Source organism: Faecalibacterium sp. AF28-13AC, assembly GCF_003478405.1.
GTDB lineage: Bacteria > Bacillota > Clostridia > Oscillospirales > Ruminococcaceae > Faecalibacterium > Faecalibacterium prausnitzii_E.
Genome location: NZ_QUFG01000002.1, coordinates 286,883 through 303,929, shown reverse-complemented (window position 1 = coordinate 303,929; position 17,047 = coordinate 286,883). Strand labels below are relative to the sequence as shown.

17 protein-coding genes are annotated in these 17,047 nt (G+C 51.3%); all 17 read left to right on the top strand.

Annotated features, from left to right (window positions below; all coding sequences use genetic code 11):
• Positions 1–128: 128 nt before the first annotated feature.
• The 17 genes from DWY95_RS04025 (at position 129) to DWY95_RS03945 (ending at position 16,975) form a co-directional block, all read left to right on the top strand.
• On the top strand, positions 129–656 hold the full coding sequence (locus DWY95_RS04025; protein ID WP_187116957.1) for a DUF5697 family protein: 528 nt from the start codon (positions 129–131) through the stop codon (positions 654–656).
• Positions 657–1,319: a DUF6100 family protein gene (locus DWY95_RS04020; RefSeq protein ID WP_118552436.1), complete on the top strand. Its 663-nt coding sequence runs from the start codon at positions 657–659 to the stop codon at positions 1,317–1,319.
• Positions 1,320–1,491: 172 nt separating this feature from the next.
• Positions 1,492–2,577 (top strand): hypothetical protein, encoded by a 1,086-nt coding sequence (locus DWY95_RS04015; RefSeq protein ID WP_118552434.1) that lies wholly within the window; start codon positions 1,492–1,494, stop codon positions 2,575–2,577.
• 17 nt (positions 2,578–2,594) lie between these two features.
• Positions 2,595–4,529 (top strand): VirD4-like conjugal transfer protein, CD1115 family, encoded by a 1,935-nt coding sequence (locus tag DWY95_RS04010; protein ID WP_118552432.1) that lies wholly within the window; start codon positions 2,595–2,597, stop codon positions 4,527–4,529.
• 34 nt (positions 4,530–4,563) lie between these two features.
• Positions 4,564–6,054, top strand: coding sequence for a S1 RNA-binding domain-containing protein (locus tag DWY95_RS04005; RefSeq protein ID WP_118552430.1), 1,491 nt, complete (start codon positions 4,564–4,566; stop codon positions 6,052–6,054).
• 194 nt (positions 6,055–6,248) lie between these two features.
• Positions 6,249–7,445 carry an ATP-binding protein gene (locus DWY95_RS04000; protein ID WP_118552428.1) on the top strand — a complete coding sequence of 399 codons (1,197 nt, stop codon included), beginning with the start codon at positions 6,249–6,251 and terminating at the stop codon, positions 7,443–7,445.
• Position 7,446: 1 nt separating this feature from the next.
• Positions 7,447–8,094, top strand: coding sequence for an RloB family protein (locus tag DWY95_RS03995; RefSeq protein WP_118552427.1), 648 nt, complete (start codon positions 7,447–7,449; stop codon positions 8,092–8,094).
• Positions 8,095–8,286: 192 nt separating this feature from the next.
• Entirely contained in the window at positions 8,287–8,709 is a 423-nt protein-coding gene (locus DWY95_RS03990; RefSeq protein WP_207724132.1) for a DUF4320 family protein, read from the top strand.
• 8 nt (positions 8,710–8,717) lie between these two features.
• A complete protein-coding gene (locus DWY95_RS03985) occupies positions 8,718–9,218 on the top strand; it encodes a hypothetical protein (protein ID WP_118552425.1) in 501 nt (166 codons plus the stop codon).
• 74 nt (positions 9,219–9,292) lie between these two features.
• Positions 9,293–9,862, top strand: a complete 570-nt coding sequence (locus tag DWY95_RS03980; RefSeq protein ID WP_118552423.1) for a DUF6550 family protein — start codon at positions 9,293–9,295, stop codon at positions 9,860–9,862.
• A gap of 80 nt (positions 9,863–9,942) precedes the next feature.
• Entirely contained in the window at positions 9,943–11,640 is a 1,698-nt protein-coding gene (locus DWY95_RS03975; protein WP_118552421.1) for a hypothetical protein, read from the top strand.
• Positions 11,612–12,124, top strand: a complete 513-nt coding sequence (locus DWY95_RS03970) for a prepilin peptidase (RefSeq protein ID WP_050624195.1) — start codon at positions 11,612–11,614, stop codon at positions 12,122–12,124. Before DWY95_RS03975 ends, DWY95_RS03970 begins: the two co-directional genes overlap by 29 nt.
• A 12-nt stretch (positions 12,125–12,136) precedes the next feature.
• Positions 12,137–12,976, top strand: coding sequence for an RcpC/CpaB family pilus assembly protein (locus DWY95_RS03965; RefSeq protein ID WP_118552419.1), 840 nt, complete (start codon positions 12,137–12,139; stop codon positions 12,974–12,976).
• Between the two features lie 27 nt (positions 12,977–13,003).
• Positions 13,004–13,798, top strand: a complete 795-nt coding sequence (locus DWY95_RS03960; protein ID WP_003499635.1) for a hypothetical protein — start codon at positions 13,004–13,006, stop codon at positions 13,796–13,798.
• Positions 13,791–15,167, top strand: a complete 1,377-nt coding sequence (locus DWY95_RS03955; protein WP_029465907.1) for a CpaF/VirB11 family protein — start codon at positions 13,791–13,793, stop codon at positions 15,165–15,167. The genes DWY95_RS03960 and DWY95_RS03955 overlap by 8 nt, the downstream gene beginning before the upstream one ends.
• Positions 15,168–16,100, top strand: coding sequence for a hypothetical protein (locus DWY95_RS03950; protein ID WP_118523206.1), 933 nt, complete (start codon positions 15,168–15,170; stop codon positions 16,098–16,100).
• Entirely contained in the window at positions 16,097–16,975 is an 879-nt protein-coding gene (locus tag DWY95_RS03945) for a hypothetical protein (protein ID WP_050624192.1), read from the top strand. Before DWY95_RS03950 ends, DWY95_RS03945 begins: the two co-directional genes overlap by 4 nt.
• Positions 16,976–17,047: the final 72 nt, after the last annotated feature.

Below are 17,047 nucleotides of genomic sequence, written 5' to 3'. Positions count from 1 at the left end.
TGCGTCTGTATTACGCCTAAAAGCCAGTTTTGCCAGCCAGATCATCTTTTTAGCTTACACTGACTGGCTTTCCTTCCTATTTAATGCGTCTTGAATACGCCTATATTACGCCATTGGAGGTGATACCCATGAGGACCAGGGCTGAAATCTATGGAAATGAAGCTGCGGCTCTGCTGCGGATCGTCACGATGTATCCCGGTCTCAATATGCAGCAGCTTCTTTGCTTTCACCCTGGCAAAGAAGAAATCATCAAGACCCTGCTCTCCCATCTGCAAAAGCAGGGCCGTATTTTTCAAACTGATACAGGCGGTTACTTTCCGTCTGGTTGGGCAGCAAAATCGGACAGCTCCCTGATACGGGCTGCCTGGGTACTCTTGGATTTTATCGGGCAGGTGGAATACCATGCTCCCGGTGATTTTCCGGTCAAGCTTATCTTCTTTGCAAACGGTGAACTATACGAAATCGTCTACGCAGCTTCCGGCCAGGAGGCCCTAATCAACCATGCGCTTCGGGATGACCGCAGCGGTGGACGCCGCATCATTTTGGTCGATAATCCGGAAGACATTCGCCGCATTGACTGCCCTGGCATTTCCGGTTTCTGCACCGTGGATGCAGCGGGCCAGGTGCATTACTTTAAGAAAACAGGAGGAACTTGATTGGAACGAAAAATCATCTCGCACCGGATTGGAAGCATTCTTGATGATATATCCCGTTTGAGCAATGCTCTTTACGCGATGGATACCACGGATATTCAGCGCTATCCGGACAACTATGAAGTCTTATCCACTGATGCCGCCCTGCGGGCAGAGAAAATTGCCTGCAGGCTGCGGCATTTGATATATTCCAGCACCACCATCCGCAAAGGCGATTACCTGACATCCGCCGGTATTGTACACGGAATTGAGGTTATCTATGAGGACGGTGTACTGGAGGTCACCCTGCCCGGGCTGCTCCCAAAACGCAAGCAGAGGCAAAACACTGAGTTTCTGCTCGACCCGTTCTACTTCTCATTGGAGCAATACGCCAAAGAGCATCCCATGCCCCGCTTCAGCGATTGTGTGGTGTGCTTTACGCAGGTTTATGACCAGTGCCTTCCCACCCGGCGTATCCGTGACTACGACAATCTGGAAGAAAAGCAGCTTCTGGATGTCCTCTCCACCTTCGTCATGGCTGACGATACCGGCCTGCTCTGCGATGCCTACAACACCGCTGCGCTGGGCGAAAAGGACTGTACCAGAATCAGTGTCATGGAAAAAAAGCGGTTTCCCGCCTGGCTTGCTGAGCATGAAAACACCCTAAAATCCATCTCGGATTTTTGAGCATTTTCAGCCATTGCTTGTCCGACCTGCCGCAACATCGTATTTCGCTCCGGATTTCGGGGCTTTTTTCTGTCGTTACACCACGGATTTTTACCGAAGTTCCTTGCAGTCTCGGTAAAAGCCACACACCACAAGGAGGTGATCACTTGGGAAATTCCCACAGCCAGACACGATGGCGTACAGGCTTCTCTCTCTGACTGCCATCTCCGGCGAGTTCCCCACAGACCAGCTTAACAGACTTCCCGGCAGTCCATATTATCTGGAGTCTGTTGTCACTGCACTGAAAAAAGACGGGCTGCTGCGTACCTATTACCGGGATAAACTGCGCGGCTACCGTCTGGGGCCGCGAGCCAAAGCCACTCTGCTGGAAAGTCGGCCGGACAGGTTTGCCAGCTACCTGACAGGAGATACCGACACCAACCGTTTGAAATGCGAAATTGACCGAAGACTCCGGCTACACCGCCTGGCAGAAACCTATGTGACCATGGATAATGCGGGTGTATGTGTGTATCAGGATGAAAAACCGGCAATTTTTGCGCCGGAGGGTTACGCTGGCGGCAGGATTGTCTATCCTGCTTTTTTCAGTTCCAGAGAAGTGAAAGAAATGGGGATCGACACCACGAAGATCCGCAGTTCCCGCTCCACTGGAATACTCCTTGCGCCCTCCGGCATCTTCGTGACCTACAACAGCAGCAGCGCCCTGATGAAGTGGCGCTACAAATCGGAAATGCGGGTCAAGGCATTGATTTGGAGCGTAATCTGCCAACAGCGCCTGTCCCCACAGTTTCGCCATGAGGATGTTCATGGACTGATTCTGGGCAACAGCATGGATCTGGCTTACCAGATTTTGACCAGCACCGGAGGACGCAAACATGATTTCTTCATGCTGGATGGCAGCTATGAGCATTTTCTTTATCTTACCAACGACCATCAGGGGGAGGTGATACTTGCACTGTTGTGCGACCCTGGGAAAACTGCGGAGCTGGATCGCATTCTGCTCCAAGGTCTTACTGCGAGGCAGCCCGGACTGGCTATTGAGCATGACGGCATTTCACCGGATGGCTCACCAGTCCTATTTGGCTATTTCTGCGATCTGCCCCGTATCGCACGCTTTAACACCTCTCTCGAACTATCCGAGCGCCCGGGCACACTGATCTGCTTTGACTTCCAGGCAGAGGTACTTCGCAGCTACTGCGGTTCTCGGGTGCGCTTCCAGACCATTGACTTCACAAAATTCGAGGGGAGGTTGTTCCCATAAACAAGAAAAAACTGATCGTGAGCCTGATTGCAGCGCCCTTTGCCATTCTTGCAATCCTATACGCAGGCGGCTTTCTGGCACAGCTTTTGGGTAACTATGCAACCTGGAAACAGGGCGGCGGTATTCCCGGCGATGGTACTTCACCGCTGGCCGCTTCGCCCGACTTCCTTCTCTGCCTTTCCTCTGTGCTCCGACCGCCTTATGGCGTGTATGGCATTTTGATCTGCATTGGCTTGTTAGCAGTGCTGCTCATCATGGTCATGCGCATGGGATATGGTGATGCCGGCGAGTATGACGAAGACCGTAATTTCTCCTACTCCGCCAAAGGCACTTATGGCACCTCCGGCTGGATGTCCCGCAAAGAGATGTCCGGCGTACTGGATCTGGTGCCCGATCTGCGCAAACACAAGGGTGTTGTACTGGGTATGCTGGATGGCAAAGCAGTCTGCATACCGGAAGATACCAGAATCAACAGTAATCTGGCAGTCTACGGCGCCAGTGGTTCCATGAAAACCCGTTCGTTTTGTATGAACCGTATCCTTCAGGCCACTGTCCGAGGCGAAAATGGCGCCGGAGAATCGTTGATCATCTGCGATCCCAAATCGGAATTGTACGAGAAGTCAAGCGAATTTCTCCGCAGCCGGGGCTATTGTGTCAAGGTATTCAACCTCGTTTCGCCTGAAAACTCAGATTCCTGGTGTTGCCTTGCCGAAGTTGAGGGACAGGAACTAATGGCCCAGCTTTTTGTAGATGTCATCATCAAGAACACCACGAACAACGGCAAGAGCGACCATTTCTGGGATGCCTGCGAGATGAATCTGCTCAAGGCCTTGGTACTGTATGTGGATCAAGGCTATGCGGAAGAAAACCGCAACATTGGCGAAGTCTACCGGTTGCTGACTCTCAATGGGGAATCCCAACTTGACACATTGTTCGAGGCGCTTCCTTCCACGCACCCTGCCAAAGCACCCTACAGCCTGTTCAAGCAGGCCAGCGACACAGTGCGAAGCGGCGTGATTATCGGTCTGGGCAGCCGCCTGCAGGTATTCCAGTCTGAGCTGATCAAAAAAATTACCGCTAAGAATGAGATCGATCTGGAACTTCCGGGTCAGCAGCCCTGTGCCTACTTCCTCGTTACCAGCGACCAGGACAGCACCTTTGATTTTCTGGCCTCGCTGTTTCTATCTTTCTGCTTCATCAAACTGGTGCGATATGCAGACCACAACTGCGAGGGCGGCAAACTGCCTGTGCCTGTCCATATCCTTGGGGAAGAACTGACAGCGTGCGGCACAATCCCAGACCTCTCCCGCCGGCTCAGCGTAATACGCTCCCGGAATATCTCCATGTCCTGTGTGTTCCAAAATCTCGCAGGATTGCAGAACAGATACCCGCAGAATTTGTGGCAGGAAATCATTGGAAACTGTGACGCGCAGTTGTTTTTAGGCTGTACAGACCAGCTTACTGCCGAATTTATTTCTGCCAGGACAGGGCTTGCCTCTGTAGCAGTATCCAGTAAATCCAAACAGCTGGGCACCTGGCGTATCTCCAACTATACACCGGAGTTTCGTGAGACCTCCGGTGTTGGAAAACGCCCTGTACTTACTCCTGATGAAGTCCTGCGGCTCCCGCTGGATCAGGCGCTCATCATCATCCGTGGCAAGAAGGTTCTGCAGGTAGACAAAATGGATTACTCCAAACACCCGGAAGCCAAGTACCTGCGTTCCTGCAAAGCATCTGCCCATGTGCCGGAATGGCGCCGCTTGGAAGAAGAAGCCGCCAAAACACCGCAGCCTGCGCCGAAACCGGCTCCTGCAGCAAAGAAACCGGCAAAGCGCAAAGCCACCAAACCGGCATCCCCCACAGATAAATCACCCAAAGAGGCTCCGGCTCCCAAATCTGCCGGTACGCCGGAAGGCATTATCACCACAGACAAGGATTCCATCCTGTCTTGAACAAAACTATCAAATTCATAGGAGGTTTTAATCTATGGCAACCAAGAAAAAAGAACTTCTGGAACAGGACGCTCCTGTTACCGAAACCGTTATGTCGGAAGGCGAAACTCTGCTGGCCGATACCGCTCAACCTGAATCCCTTCCTGCTGACGCTGGCGATGGTCTGGATTTGAACGAACTGCTGGGGCAGATGGATCAGCCCCTGGAGGACACCTCTGCCGAAGATATGGCTGAAGATCCCCTTCCTGAACTTACCGAGGAGGAAATGTTCGGGGATACGCCTGCTGAAACAGACGATCAAAGCGCTGCTCCCACTGATATGCCGGAAGACTCTGATGTGCAGCCGCCTGATGTTTACGAAGATAACGCCGACGCTGTGCAGGAACCCCCTGCATCTCCCAAGCGTACCAGCCGAAAGAAGAAAAAAGCAGTTGCTCCTGAAGAAACTGTCACAGAGGAAATCCATGCCGAGACCGCCGAGCCGGTGGATACAGCCGACACTATTCTTGATACGGAGGAACCTGCTGTGGAGCCTGATGTTCCTGCCGTGGAGGAAGCTGCCGCTCCTGCACCCACTCCTTCTCCTCCCCGGCGTCAGCCCCGCCCCCAGCGCAGCGAGGCCCCCGTCCTTACCATCCGCAGCCGGGATGATGTCGAGACTGCCGAAGACCGTGATGATGTAATCTGGCATGAAATCCATAATGCCTACCGCACCCGCAAGATCATCACCGGCAAGCTGGGCGGCATTGAACAGCTGGACAACCGCAAGACGGTGGCAGTTGTGGATTACAAGGGGTTCCGTGTCATTATCCCTATCAAGGAAATGATGATCAATCTGGGCCGCAGCCCTTCCGGTCAGGAATACGCCGACCTTATGCTGCGCCAAAATAAGATCCTTGGCAACATGCTCGGCGCTGACATTGACTTCATCGTGCGTGGTATCGACTCCAAAACCCGCAGCGTAGTTGCCAGCCGCAAGGAGGCCATGCTGCGCAAACGCCAGATTTTCTATCTGGATACGGATGCTGCCGGTATGTACCGTGTCTATGAGGGCCGCATCGTCCAGGCGCGTGTGATTGCAGTAGCTGAAAAGGTTGTGCGCGTGGAAGTTTTCGGCGTTGAAACCTCCATCCTTGCCCGTGACCTTGCCTGGGACTGGATCGGTGACGCCCATGAGCGTTTTTCCGTAGGCGATGAGGTGCTGGTCCGGATTCTCAGTGTGCGGCGCAACAGTCTGGAAGACTTGGGCATCAAGGCTGACATCAAGAGTATTTCCGAGAACACCGACAGAGACAACCTGCAGAAGTGCCGTATCCAGGGCAAGTATGCCGGCCGTGTCACAGATGTCCACAAGGGTGTTGTCTATGTGCGCCTCTCCAACGGTGTCAATGCGGTAGCCCACTCCTGCTATGACTACCGGATGCCCGGCAAAAAGGACGATGTATCTTTTGCCGTCACCCGTCTGGATATGGAGCGGGGTGTGGCCGTAGGTATTATCACCCGGATCATCCGTCAGAACCTGTAAGCAAAGTGCCTGGGAAGCAGCGGCGAACTGTTTCCCAGGCTTGCTTTTTATCATTACCGAAACTCCCGCCGCATATCCTCTCCACACGACTGTTCTCTTAAATCCTCTATATAGATTTTTATTTTTCGTTTGCGTTGATTTTTCACAAAAATGCGGATATAATATATTATAACAAGGATTTAGGAGGTTGTTTTATGCTGATTCAATTTAGTGTAGAGAACTTTCTCTCTATCAAAGATAATGTCGTGTTATCCCTGCTTGCCAGTAAGGATAACGAACATCCAGAGCACCTGATTGTGGACGGAAACAAAAAGCATTTGAAGTCTGCCGTGATTTACGGCGCCAATGCTTCCGGAAAGTCCAATGTCTTGAATGCGTTTTGGTTCATGGTAAATTATGTGCTGACTTCGCATAACCAGCAGCTCCACAAAACCATTGAGCGTTCGCCGTTCAAGTTTGACCGGGAAACACCCTCTCGCCCCAGCAACTTTGAGGTCATCTTCACCACAAATGGCATCCGATATGCGTATGGCTTTTCTGTAACAGACAAAGCTGTTATCGAAGAATATCTGTATTACTATCCCAATGGCAGGCAGGCACTCATTTTTGAGCGAAAAGACACAAAAGATTTTCGCTTTACCGTTGATATCGATGAACAAAACACTCTCAAGGATCGCACTTCGGCCAACAAGCTCTATCTGTCTGTCGCATCAAACTGGAGCTATTCCAAAGTGATTCCGGTTCTGGAATGGTTTGCTTCCTGCCAGATCATCACGAAAAATTCTGTTGCAGACGCCTACGGCCTTGAAGCAGAACAGCTCAAAGATGATGATTACCGGCATGTGATCGCCTCTATGCTGCGTGTTGCAGATTTTGGCATACAGTCCCTTCAAATGCGTGATACAGAACCCGCTCCTTCTCAGCACAATGATATCTTTACCAATATTGAGGCCATTCACACGGTACAGGATACAGAGGGAAATACTTCTTCCTACGCGCTGAACATGGCAGAGGAATCTGATGGCACCAACAGTTATTTCAAACTGATCGGTGTTGTAAAAAAGGTGCTGGATGAAGGAACGCTTCTTGTCGCTGACGAGATGGACGCTCATCTGCATCCTCTTCTGACAAAGCATCTGGTCTCGCTTTTTAACAGCGTGGAGTTCAATCCAAATGGAGCCCAGTTGATTTTCACATCACACAACACCAATCTTCTTGACCTGGATGTGCTGAGGAGAGATCAGATTTGGTTTACCGAAAAAGACGAGCAAACAGCGGCTACCGATCTGTTCTCCCTTTACGATTTTTCCATCCGCAAGGATGCCAAGGTGGAGAAGGGCTATCTGATTGGCCGTTATGGTGCGATCCCCTTTATCAAGGGAGGGCTGTAAAATGGCACGTGGAAAAATTGAAAAGCGTGGACAGCGACGCAGAAAAATAAAGCCTGTCATTCTGATTGTGACGGAGGGCTCTCAAACTGAGCCTAAGTATTTTGAACACTACCGCAACCGTCAGACAAACATTGATATTCGTGTGGTCGGCAGCCGCACCAGCGGAGGTGAAACTGATTACCTCAGCCTGATCAGGAAAGCCGTGGAATATCAGAACAAAAATCAGATTTCCGTATCAGAGGGAGACTCTGTATGGGTAGTTGCAGACGGCGATGTGAACTACAACAACCCTGACCCCATCACTGCAAAGGACAGTCTGCTCTCCAAGGCAAGGAAAATGGCAGATGCGAAGGGGATTCATATTGCACTCTCCAATCCCTGCTTTGAATTTTGGTATCTGTTGCATTTCCAGTACACCACCAAATTTTTCAAAGACTACCCCGCAGTGAAAAACGCATTGACCACTTATCTCCCTGATTATGAGAAAGCTGGCGATGTATATACCCAGTTAGCAGAACATACAGCCATTGCGATTCAGAACGCCAAACGTGTAGAGCAATACCATCTTCAAAATGACAGCAGCAAACCGTTTGGAATTGCTGTCAATCCATTTACCGACATCTATAAGCTGGTGGAATCACTGCTGTAATGTCTCAAAGAAACATGGTTGGCACAAAATTGTCTCTACATTGGCACAGTCCTGCCCTTTCGCCGTAAATCCATATCTGTTATACTTGGTACAGTCAAAACTTTGTATAGCAGCCGCTCCGGTTTGGAGCGGCTGTTTTCAATTTCAGTAAAGGTGGTGGTTTCTATTCTCTTTCAAAAAGCCCGGAAAGTGCTGAACAACGAGCGGGGCGAAGCCAACTATTTCAGTACGGTGGTCTTCATCTTCATCGCCGTCCTGCTGCTGGCCTTCATTATTGACCTGTTCAGCATCATTTCCACCAAGCAGGAACTTGACCATGCCGCCGATCAGATGGTCAAACAGATCCAGCTTTCCGGCGGCGTCAACGGCGAGACCGATGAGCTGTTTGAATTTTTGAGTTCTCAGATCGAAGGAGCCGAAAATATTTCCTACTCCATTGACGCTACCTACACATCACCCAGGCCATCCGGTATGACAAATGCCATCCAGTTGGGCACCCCCTTCTTCATTACTATCGAGGGAGATGCCAAACTGGGCGGGTTCTGGAATTTTGACCTGGTAAACATCACAGTGGTTGCCCGTGGCAGCGGCGTCAGTGAGCACTACTGGAAGTGAGGTGACCTATGAAACGTATATTCCTGCGGCTGAAACAGCCGCTGCGAAATGAACGGGGCGAGATCACCTTTTTCGCCTGCTTTTTTGTGGTAGGCATCGTGATGCTGATTTCCTTCCTGCTCCTGTACGCTTCCATCCGGATCACCTGCATCAACATCCGCAACGGCGCTAAAATGGAGTTAAATAACCTTAGCGGCACGATTTATGCAGATACCTACCGTTCCCAGCGTGAAACTAACTTTGAAGAGTACCTAAATACCCTTTACTCCAGCAGTGACTATGCCGACATGCTGGAGGCTACAGTGGCAGGCGGCCTGGACTCCAAGATTCCGCTTTCAACGGAGGATTACAAGGTTTCCAACATCAGTCTGGAGTTCAATGTAGAGGATGGACGGGTTGAGTACATCTTTTACTGTGACGTGGAGTTCTATGTGCGGATGTTCGGTCACAGTTATCCGGCTATCACCCAACGGGTGGAGCTGACAGGCTACCACAACACAAAATTCTAACAATACTGTTGAAATCCCGGCACATTCTACCGTATAGGCTTTATATAACAGCAAAAAAGGAGTGTATGTAAAATATGAAGAAGTTTTTCCAATCCAAAGGCTTTATTGTTTCCTCGCTGGCTCTCCTCTGCGTCACTATTCTGGGTGTCTGCTGGTTCGTAAGCCGCGACCGTACCGGAGATTTTAGACCGGATGAATCCCCACCCAGCAGCGTCACCGGCGATTGGTCAGATGGTGGCACACAAACAGATGGTGATAATGGAGCAGATGCTTATGCTCCCGGCCAGTCCACAGATGCCGAAGAAGAATATCCCAAAGTAACCTCCCAAACGGAGGATGAGATTGTGATCGACTTCACCGATACTGAAAAGCTTGAAGAAACGCCTCCTCCGGTGCCGGAAGGTAAGACCGAAATCAAAGATCCTGGTCAGGAGCATACCGTCAATCCCGACCCGTCAGTTCCGGAGGTTACTGCCCCGCCCGCCGAGCAAGCGCTGCCCAGCAATGAGCCGGCTCCAGGCTCCAGCAATGGAAATGGAGCTATATACGATCCGGTATTTGGCTGGGTTGTTCCCGGCGATGTACAGCAGTCCACCGGTGACAGCGATGGGGATCTGAACAAACAGGTCGGCAATATGGGCTGATTTACTACAACTGAATATGGCACTACTTGGCCGTCACAGGATTGTGGCGGCCTTCCTATTTTCAAAAGGAATGGAGCGTGATGTATTTGAAACGACTTCTCGCCTTCCTATGCTGCTTTACCCTTGTTTTCTGTCTATTCCCCTCCTCTGCCTTTGCAACGGGCGGAAATGGAAACATAGATGGCGGCGGTGGCAGCATGGGTCACGGCACAAGCAGCAACTTCTGGAACTCAGGCAACGATGGCGTCCGCATTACTGTTGTTAACGCATCCAGCGGAACTGCCGTATCTTCTCCGCTGGACTTTTCAAACCGGACGCAGAAGACCAGTCTTCTCCATTTTGGGAAAGTCGACAAACTGCAATACCTGGGCGGCGCCGGCCTCTCCCTCCAGTCCGGCGTTGCCTATTCCTGCATTAGACCTACGCAATCTATGCCCACAATCGTCAGCAGCAAGGGGCAGAGCAACATCGAAGCCGTCAAACGGTATTTCTGTTCTGAATATGCGTGCATGATGGTCGCTCAGGCAGCCGGAGTCGATTATGAGCGGATGATTGCCGGCGAGTACAAGCTGCTGATCGAGCCCATTGCCTATTTCACGCACAACGGCCAGTATTACTGTATGACAGCTACTGAAGCCGGCCTGTATGATCAGATGTCCGGCGGCAATCTGCGGAAAACCATGACCTCGCTTACCCATAAAAATCTGCCGCTGTCAATGTTCCTGGAATTCAGCGACCTTGGCATCTCCGCCTGGACAGGCAGCACCACTGGAAAGCAGAACAATTCCGACATCATCAGCACCCTCGGCGTTGGTATCGTCTGGTTTGATGAAGCTCCGCCGGAAGGAGAAATTGAGGCCCCTGATGTCGAATACCGAGTAGATACGGATGTGATCACCGCCGTCACACTGCGGACAGATCAGGATCTGACGCCGGATAATCCGGCATCGGTTACCTTCCATATTCTCGGCACCACCTACCGTGTCAATGATATAGTGATCCCAGCCGGTGACAGTCAGGTAGTCTGGGTCAAATGGCATACCCCCTCCACCCCACAGACCGTGACCATTACAGTATCTGTCAGCGGCGCCTATACCGCTCAGGATACCTTTGTCGCAAAGATCGTGGATCTGAATGAGCACATTCCGCCTGACCCTGTGGCAACCGACACGAATCCCGGCTACTCTGTGCCGTCCCTGCCCAATGAAACGCAGAAGCTCACTGCCAACTGGGGCGTCTGGAGCTGCTACTGGGTGCCTGTATGGGTATGGTGCGACCACGGTGAAGATGGCGGGCACTGGGTTGATGAAGGATATTGGGAATACGAATATACGGGCTACTCCGCTTCCATCAGCGGCGAGATGTCTCTAATGCCAGATGATATTGTACCCACAGCATCCGGCAAGACGATGAAAAGCGGGTACGGCGTTAAAACCGAAGTGCGGGCAACGCTGTCCACAGATGCCCCGACCAGCCACATTACTTATCCTCAAACTGCTTTTTCCGTATTCCCTGAGTTCCAGTATCAGACCTATCTGCGGCTTCTGCAGCGTTCCGGCGGCCAAAGTGCAAAATTCATCTTCAAGCCCAACGAGTTTTCCACCTATGACCGGACAGTGCATTTCACACCGCTGTGGTTCCCCGATGCCACCGACTACACCATCTATACACAGGTGTGGGATACCTGGACTCCTGACGGCATGTTATCCATCAACCTAAATGACTATGTTTCGATCCAAGGGAGCCTTTATGATGACTGGTATACCAATCGAGAATAACCTCTGGACAGCTTACCTGCTTACCATATTTTTTGTGGTGGCCGGCTTTGCTGTCTACGATGTGCTTTACAGACGGGTGCCTGACTGGGCACTCGTCTTTTTTATCCCCTTAGCTGCTCTGGCGCCGGTCCTGCAGGGGTATTTCCTGTTAAATCATGGGCTCCCGCCGCTCTTCCTCTGGCCGGTCGCTACCCATGCCCTGGTAGGCGCCCTGCTCGGCTTTTGTATTCCATTGGCAGCTGCACTGGCAACAAACGGCACCGGTCTGGGCGGCGGGGATATCAAGTTCTGCGGGATATTAGGGCTGGTCTATGGCCCTTCTGGCATGGCGCTGGTCTTTCTGACTGCCGCTGTTACTGCAATGCCTGTGATCTTTCTTCTCAGGCGGCTTTATCGAACTGGGCAGCCCCTTGCTATCCCGTTCCTGCCATTTCTCGCCTGTGGCTGCTGTACAGCGACCCTGGCCCAATTATTTTTAAGATAGGAGACAACGCTTATGAAACTGAATAACCGATTCATCTTCGGTATCCTCTCTCTGCTGTTGGCGGCAGTTATCGCCTTTGTGGCACTTCCAACCATCGCCCGTCAGACCAATGGAAAAGAGGAAATCGTCCGTATCACCCAGCCGGTATTGAAAGGCGAGCAAATCTCGTCAGAAAATGCCGAGGTGGTTGAGGTAGGCGGCTATAACCTCCCCTCCAATATCGCCCATCTGCTCTCCGATGTAAATGGTCTTTACGCTACCGCCGACTTGGCTGTGGGTGACTATATCCTTACCAGCAAGATCAGCTCTGTACCGGTTTCGTCCGATGTGGCGCTCAACAGCATCCCTTCCGGTAAGGTTGCTATCTCGCTGACCGTTAAAACACTTGCTTCCGGCCTCTCTGACAAGCTTCAGCCCGGTGACATCATCCGTATTTACCACTTTCTTGATACGGCGGCCGAAGTACCGGAACTGCGTTTTGTCAAAGTATTGTCCGTTACAGACTCAGACGGCATCAATGTGGATAATGCCAAGGAGCCCACGGAGGATGAAGAAAAGCAGCAGTCAGCCACTATCACTGTGCTGGCAAGCCCTGAACAGGCGAAGATCATTACCGGTCTTGAAAATGACGGCGTAGCTCATGTGGCTCTTATCTCCCGCAACAATGACAAACTGGCAGATGAGCTGCTTGCCGAGCAGGATAAGACTCTGCAGGAAATCTACTTCCCCGAAACTTTGATTGAGGAAGAAGCTGCAGATGCGGAAAATTCTGACGCTGAAGGTGAACCCCAGGAAACGGTAAATGCAGAGACTGCACAATCCACCAATGAAACTGCACCCTCGGCAGAATAATCAAATCAAGGAAGGAGGATCTTCGTTATGGGTAAAGTTATCACCGTCTGGGGAAGCCCAGGCAGCGGCAAATCCATGTTCTGCTGTATTCTGGCCAAAGCCCTGACCCGGGACAAGCGGAAAGCCATCATTATCAATGCCGATATGAATGTCCCTATGCTGCCGGTCTGGCTGCCGGAGCAGATCATCCAGACCAATACCTCTATCGGCCAGGTTTTGAGCAGTGTGGAGATTGATACATCTCTGGTTGCCAGTCATGTGACAGTGCTGAAAAACTATCCCTTCATTGGGATGATGGGCTATGCGGCAGGAGAAAACCCGCTGAGCTACCCAGAGGTCAAATATACCATGGTACTGCAGCTCATTCATGCTGCCGCCAAACTGGTAGATTTCGTCATTCTGGACTGCAGCACCAGCATGACCAATGTGTTCACTCCCGCCGCCATTGAAGCCGGCGATGTGGTCATCCGTATCCTCACCCCGGACCTAAAGGGCATCAACTACCTGAAAGCCCATCAACCTCTGCTTGTGGACGAGCGCTTCCGGTTTTCTGAGCATATGACATTCGCCGGTCTGGCCCGTCCCTTCCACGCCTTGGATGAAATGGGCTATATCATTGGCGGGTTTGACGGCCTGCTTCCCTACAGTAAGGAGATCGACCGCTGTGCTACCGAAGGCGGTATGTTCAAGGCTATCACCTACTGTAACCCCAAATACACTGCTTCACTGAACAAGGTACTGGAAATTCTGGAGCAAATGGAACTGGCCGAGCAGTCAGAGGATGATGCGGCGTATGAATGTGAGGAGGATGCCGATGAGTAATTTGAATGATATATTCTTCACACCGGCCGCCAATCAGGAGCTGACCTATGACCAGGTACTGGAGGATGTGCAGCGGTATTTTGCCGAAAACCATGCTTCCACCATTGCCGAAGCCGGGGAAGGCAATGCAGAGCGTGCCACAAGCCTGCTCAAAGAACTGATGGAACACTACATTGTCAAGCGAAAGTATGCCCTTGACGGGCTCTCTACAAAAGAACTGTGTTCCAAGCTCTATGAGGATATGGCCGGCTACTCCTTTTTGAAGAAATGGATCTATAAACCCGGTGTTGAGGAGGTCAACATCAATGCCTACAACGACATTGAAGTAATCGAATCCAGTGGGCGCAGCATCAAGATCCCTGATAAATTCAGTTCGCCCCAGCACGCCATCGATGTGATCCGCAGGATGCTCAACGCCTGCGGCATGGTCATTGATGACACCATGCCCAGCATTGTGGGATTTCTGGACAAGAACATCCGCATTTCGGTGGACAAAACTCCCATTGTGGATGCAGATGTAGGCGTCAATGCCTCCATCCGTATTGTCAACCAACAGACCGTCAGTGAAGAAAAACTGCTGAACTCCGGCAGTGCCACCGCTGAAATGCTTCACTTTCTGACTGCCTGTATCCGATATGGGGTGTCCGTCTGCATTGCTGGCTCCACCGGCTCCGGCAAAACCACGATCATGGCCTGGCTGCTGTCCAATGTGCCCAATAACCGGCGCCTTATTACCATTGAAGAAGGCAGCCGCGAATTTGATCTGGTCAAGCGGGATGCGCAGGGCAATATCCTTAATTCCGTAGTACATCTGCTGACCCGCCCCAGCGAGAACCCTGCGTTGAACATCAATCAGGATTTTCTTCTGGAGCGGGTGCTGCGTAAGCATCCGGATGTCATCGGTGTAGGTGAAATGCGGTCAGCGGCAGAAAGCCTGTCCGCAGCCGAAAGTTCCCGTACCGGCCATACTGTATGTACCACCATCCACTCCAACTCCTGCAACAGTACTTACCGCAGGATGATGACCCTTGCCAAACGCAAGTACAACATGGATGACTCCATCCTCATGCAGATCATGGTAGAGGCGTATCCCATCATCGTCTTTACCAAGCAGCTGGAGGACCGTTCCCGTAAGATCATGGAAATCATCGAGGGCGAGGACTACCAGGACGGGCGGTTGATCGCCCATTCCCTATACAAATATGAAGTGGAGGACAATGTAACTGATGACCGTGGTGAAACCCGTGTGGTGGGGCACCATAAAAAAATCGGCTTGATCTCCGATTCCTTAAAAAAAAGGCTGTTGGACAATGGCATTTCCAACAAGGAATTGGAAGAATTCATGCAGCCGCCAAAGGAGGTGGGTTAATTGCAATGGATCTATCTTATCTGTTTTATCCTGCTCAGTGCCGGGCTTTTGGCTCTGTTTGGTGTGAAGCCGGGTGATTTTATTGACGCCCTCTTCCGCTCCCAGCGAAAATCCGCCACCTTGTCGGATGAACTGAATGTTCTTCTGGGTACACCAGCCAAGGGCTTTTTTAATCAGGATTACGAACTGAAACAGATCTTGAAGGGCACTGGACGGGCGGACCGCTATGAAGCGGTAAAACGACTGTCCCTGATCCTGTTCGCTGTGGGGGCTGTACTTGCCCTTTTGATTGGGAATGTGTACATGGTGCCCATTCTGGGTATCGGTTTTTCTCTTATACCGATCTGGTATCTGCGCAGCACTGCCGCCAGCTATAAAAAGCACCTGAATGAAGAACTGGAAACCGCTATTTCCATCATCACGACTTCCTACCTGCGTACCGAGGATCTGATCCGTTCTGTCAAGGAAAACCTGCCCTATATCAATGAGCCGGTAAAAGCCAACTTTGAAGCCTTCGTTTATGAAGCGGAACTGATCAATGCCAACATCACCAGCGCTATCAACAGCCTGAAGATGAAGATTCCCAACCGGGTCTTCCATGAATGGTGCGGCACCCTCATCCAGTGCCAGTCCGACCGCAGTATGAAGAATACCCTTCCTACCATCAACCAGAAATTCTCCGATGTGCGTGTGGTGCAGTCGGAACTGGAGGCAATGATGCAAGGGCCGCGACGTGAAGCCATCACTATGATATTTCTGGTTATCGCCAATGTGCCGCTGCTCTATTTCTTGAATGAGGATTGGTTCCACACCCTTATCTTCACCACACCGGGCAAAATTGCACTGGCGATCTGCGCAGCCATCATCCTGTTTGCGCTGACCCAGATCATGAAACTGAGCAAGCCCATCGAATATGGAGGTGACAGCGTATGACCTTTCTGGCGCTCATCGCCATCATCTTCTTCGGTTTTGCCGTTTACAACCTGACCTGCGCCTTTGTGGACATCCCGACCAAGAAGACCTCACAAATGATGATGCTCTCCCGCAAACAGCAAGGCACCAAAAACGAAAAGCTGCTTGATGTCTATGTGACAAAAATCGCCGGTTGGATCGCCCCTTATTTGCGGCTGGACCGGCTCAAGCGCAATAAGGTGCAACGCGCTTTGGACATTGCAGGTCTGCAGCTTACCCCAGAGGTCTATACGGCCAGAGCCTGGGTAACTGCAGGGGCAGTTGGCCTGTGTGCCATCCCCATGGCATTTCTTATTCCACTGCTGGTGCCTATTTTGATTGGCCTTGCGGTGGCACTGTGGTTTTCAACCTACTATGCAGCCTTTGATTTTGTTAAAAAACGCCGCAAACTGATCGAGGGCGAGATTCCCCGATTTGCTTTGACCGTCGGACAAAGCCTTGAAAATGATAGGGATGTGCTTAAAATCCTGACTTCCTACCGCCGTGTGGCTGGGAAAGACTTCGGTGCCGAACTGGATCAGACCATTGCTGATATGAAGACCGGCAACTATGAAAATGCTCTCATTCGATTTGAAACCCGCATTGGCAGCCCCATGCTATCCGATGTGATCCGTGGCCTGATTGGTGTCCTGCGCGGTGATGACCAGCGGATGTACTTCAAAATGATTACCTTCGATATGCGTCAGATCGAGCAGAACAATCTGAAAAAGGAAGCTGCCAAGCGCCCCAAAAAGATTCAGCGCTACTCTATGATGATGCTGATTTGCATTATGATCATCTACCTGGTGGTGCTCTGTACCGAGGTTATGAGTTCGCTCGGGGCGTTCTTTGGCTAATCGGCATCCGCCATGGTACTTCCGGGCGTTTTCATACCTGCTCCTCATATGGAAGACAGATACACAGGGAGG

Excerpts from the sequence above, each read along its gene's own strand:
- DWY95_RS04025 (WP_187116957.1), top strand. The coding sequence starts at position 129 with ATGAGGACCAGGGCTGAAATCTATGGAAATGAAGCTGCGGCTCTGCTG.
- DWY95_RS04015 (WP_118552434.1), top strand. The coding sequence starts at position 1,492 with ATGGCGTACAGGCTTCTCTCTCTGACTGCCATCTCCGGCGAGTTCCCC.
- DWY95_RS04005 (WP_118552430.1), top strand. The coding sequence starts at position 4,564 with ATGGCAACCAAGAAAAAAGAACTTCTGGAACAGGACGCTCCTGTTACC.
- DWY95_RS04000 (WP_118552428.1), top strand. The coding sequence starts at position 6,249 with ATGCTGATTCAATTTAGTGTAGAGAACTTTCTCTCTATCAAAGATAAT.
- DWY95_RS03995 (WP_118552427.1), top strand. The coding sequence starts at position 7,447 with ATGGCACGTGGAAAAATTGAAAAGCGTGGACAGCGACGCAGAAAAATA.
- DWY95_RS03985 (WP_118552425.1), top strand. The coding sequence starts at position 8,718 with ATGAAACGTATATTCCTGCGGCTGAAACAGCCGCTGCGAAATGAACGG.
- DWY95_RS03980 (WP_118552423.1), top strand. The coding sequence starts at position 9,293 with ATGAAGAAGTTTTTCCAATCCAAAGGCTTTATTGTTTCCTCGCTGGCT.
- DWY95_RS03975 (WP_118552421.1), top strand. The coding sequence starts at position 9,943 with ATGTATTTGAAACGACTTCTCGCCTTCCTATGCTGCTTTACCCTTGTT.
- DWY95_RS03970 (WP_050624195.1), top strand. The coding sequence starts at position 11,612 with ATGATGACTGGTATACCAATCGAGAATAACCTCTGGACAGCTTACCTG.
- DWY95_RS03965 (WP_118552419.1), top strand. The coding sequence starts at position 12,137 with ATGAAACTGAATAACCGATTCATCTTCGGTATCCTCTCTCTGCTGTTG.
- DWY95_RS03960 (WP_003499635.1), top strand. The coding sequence starts at position 13,004 with ATGGGTAAAGTTATCACCGTCTGGGGAAGCCCAGGCAGCGGCAAATCC.
- DWY95_RS03955 (WP_029465907.1), top strand. The coding sequence starts at position 13,791 with ATGAGTAATTTGAATGATATATTCTTCACACCGGCCGCCAATCAGGAG.
- DWY95_RS03945 (WP_050624192.1), top strand. The coding sequence starts at position 16,097 with ATGACCTTTCTGGCGCTCATCGCCATCATCTTCTTCGGTTTTGCCGTT.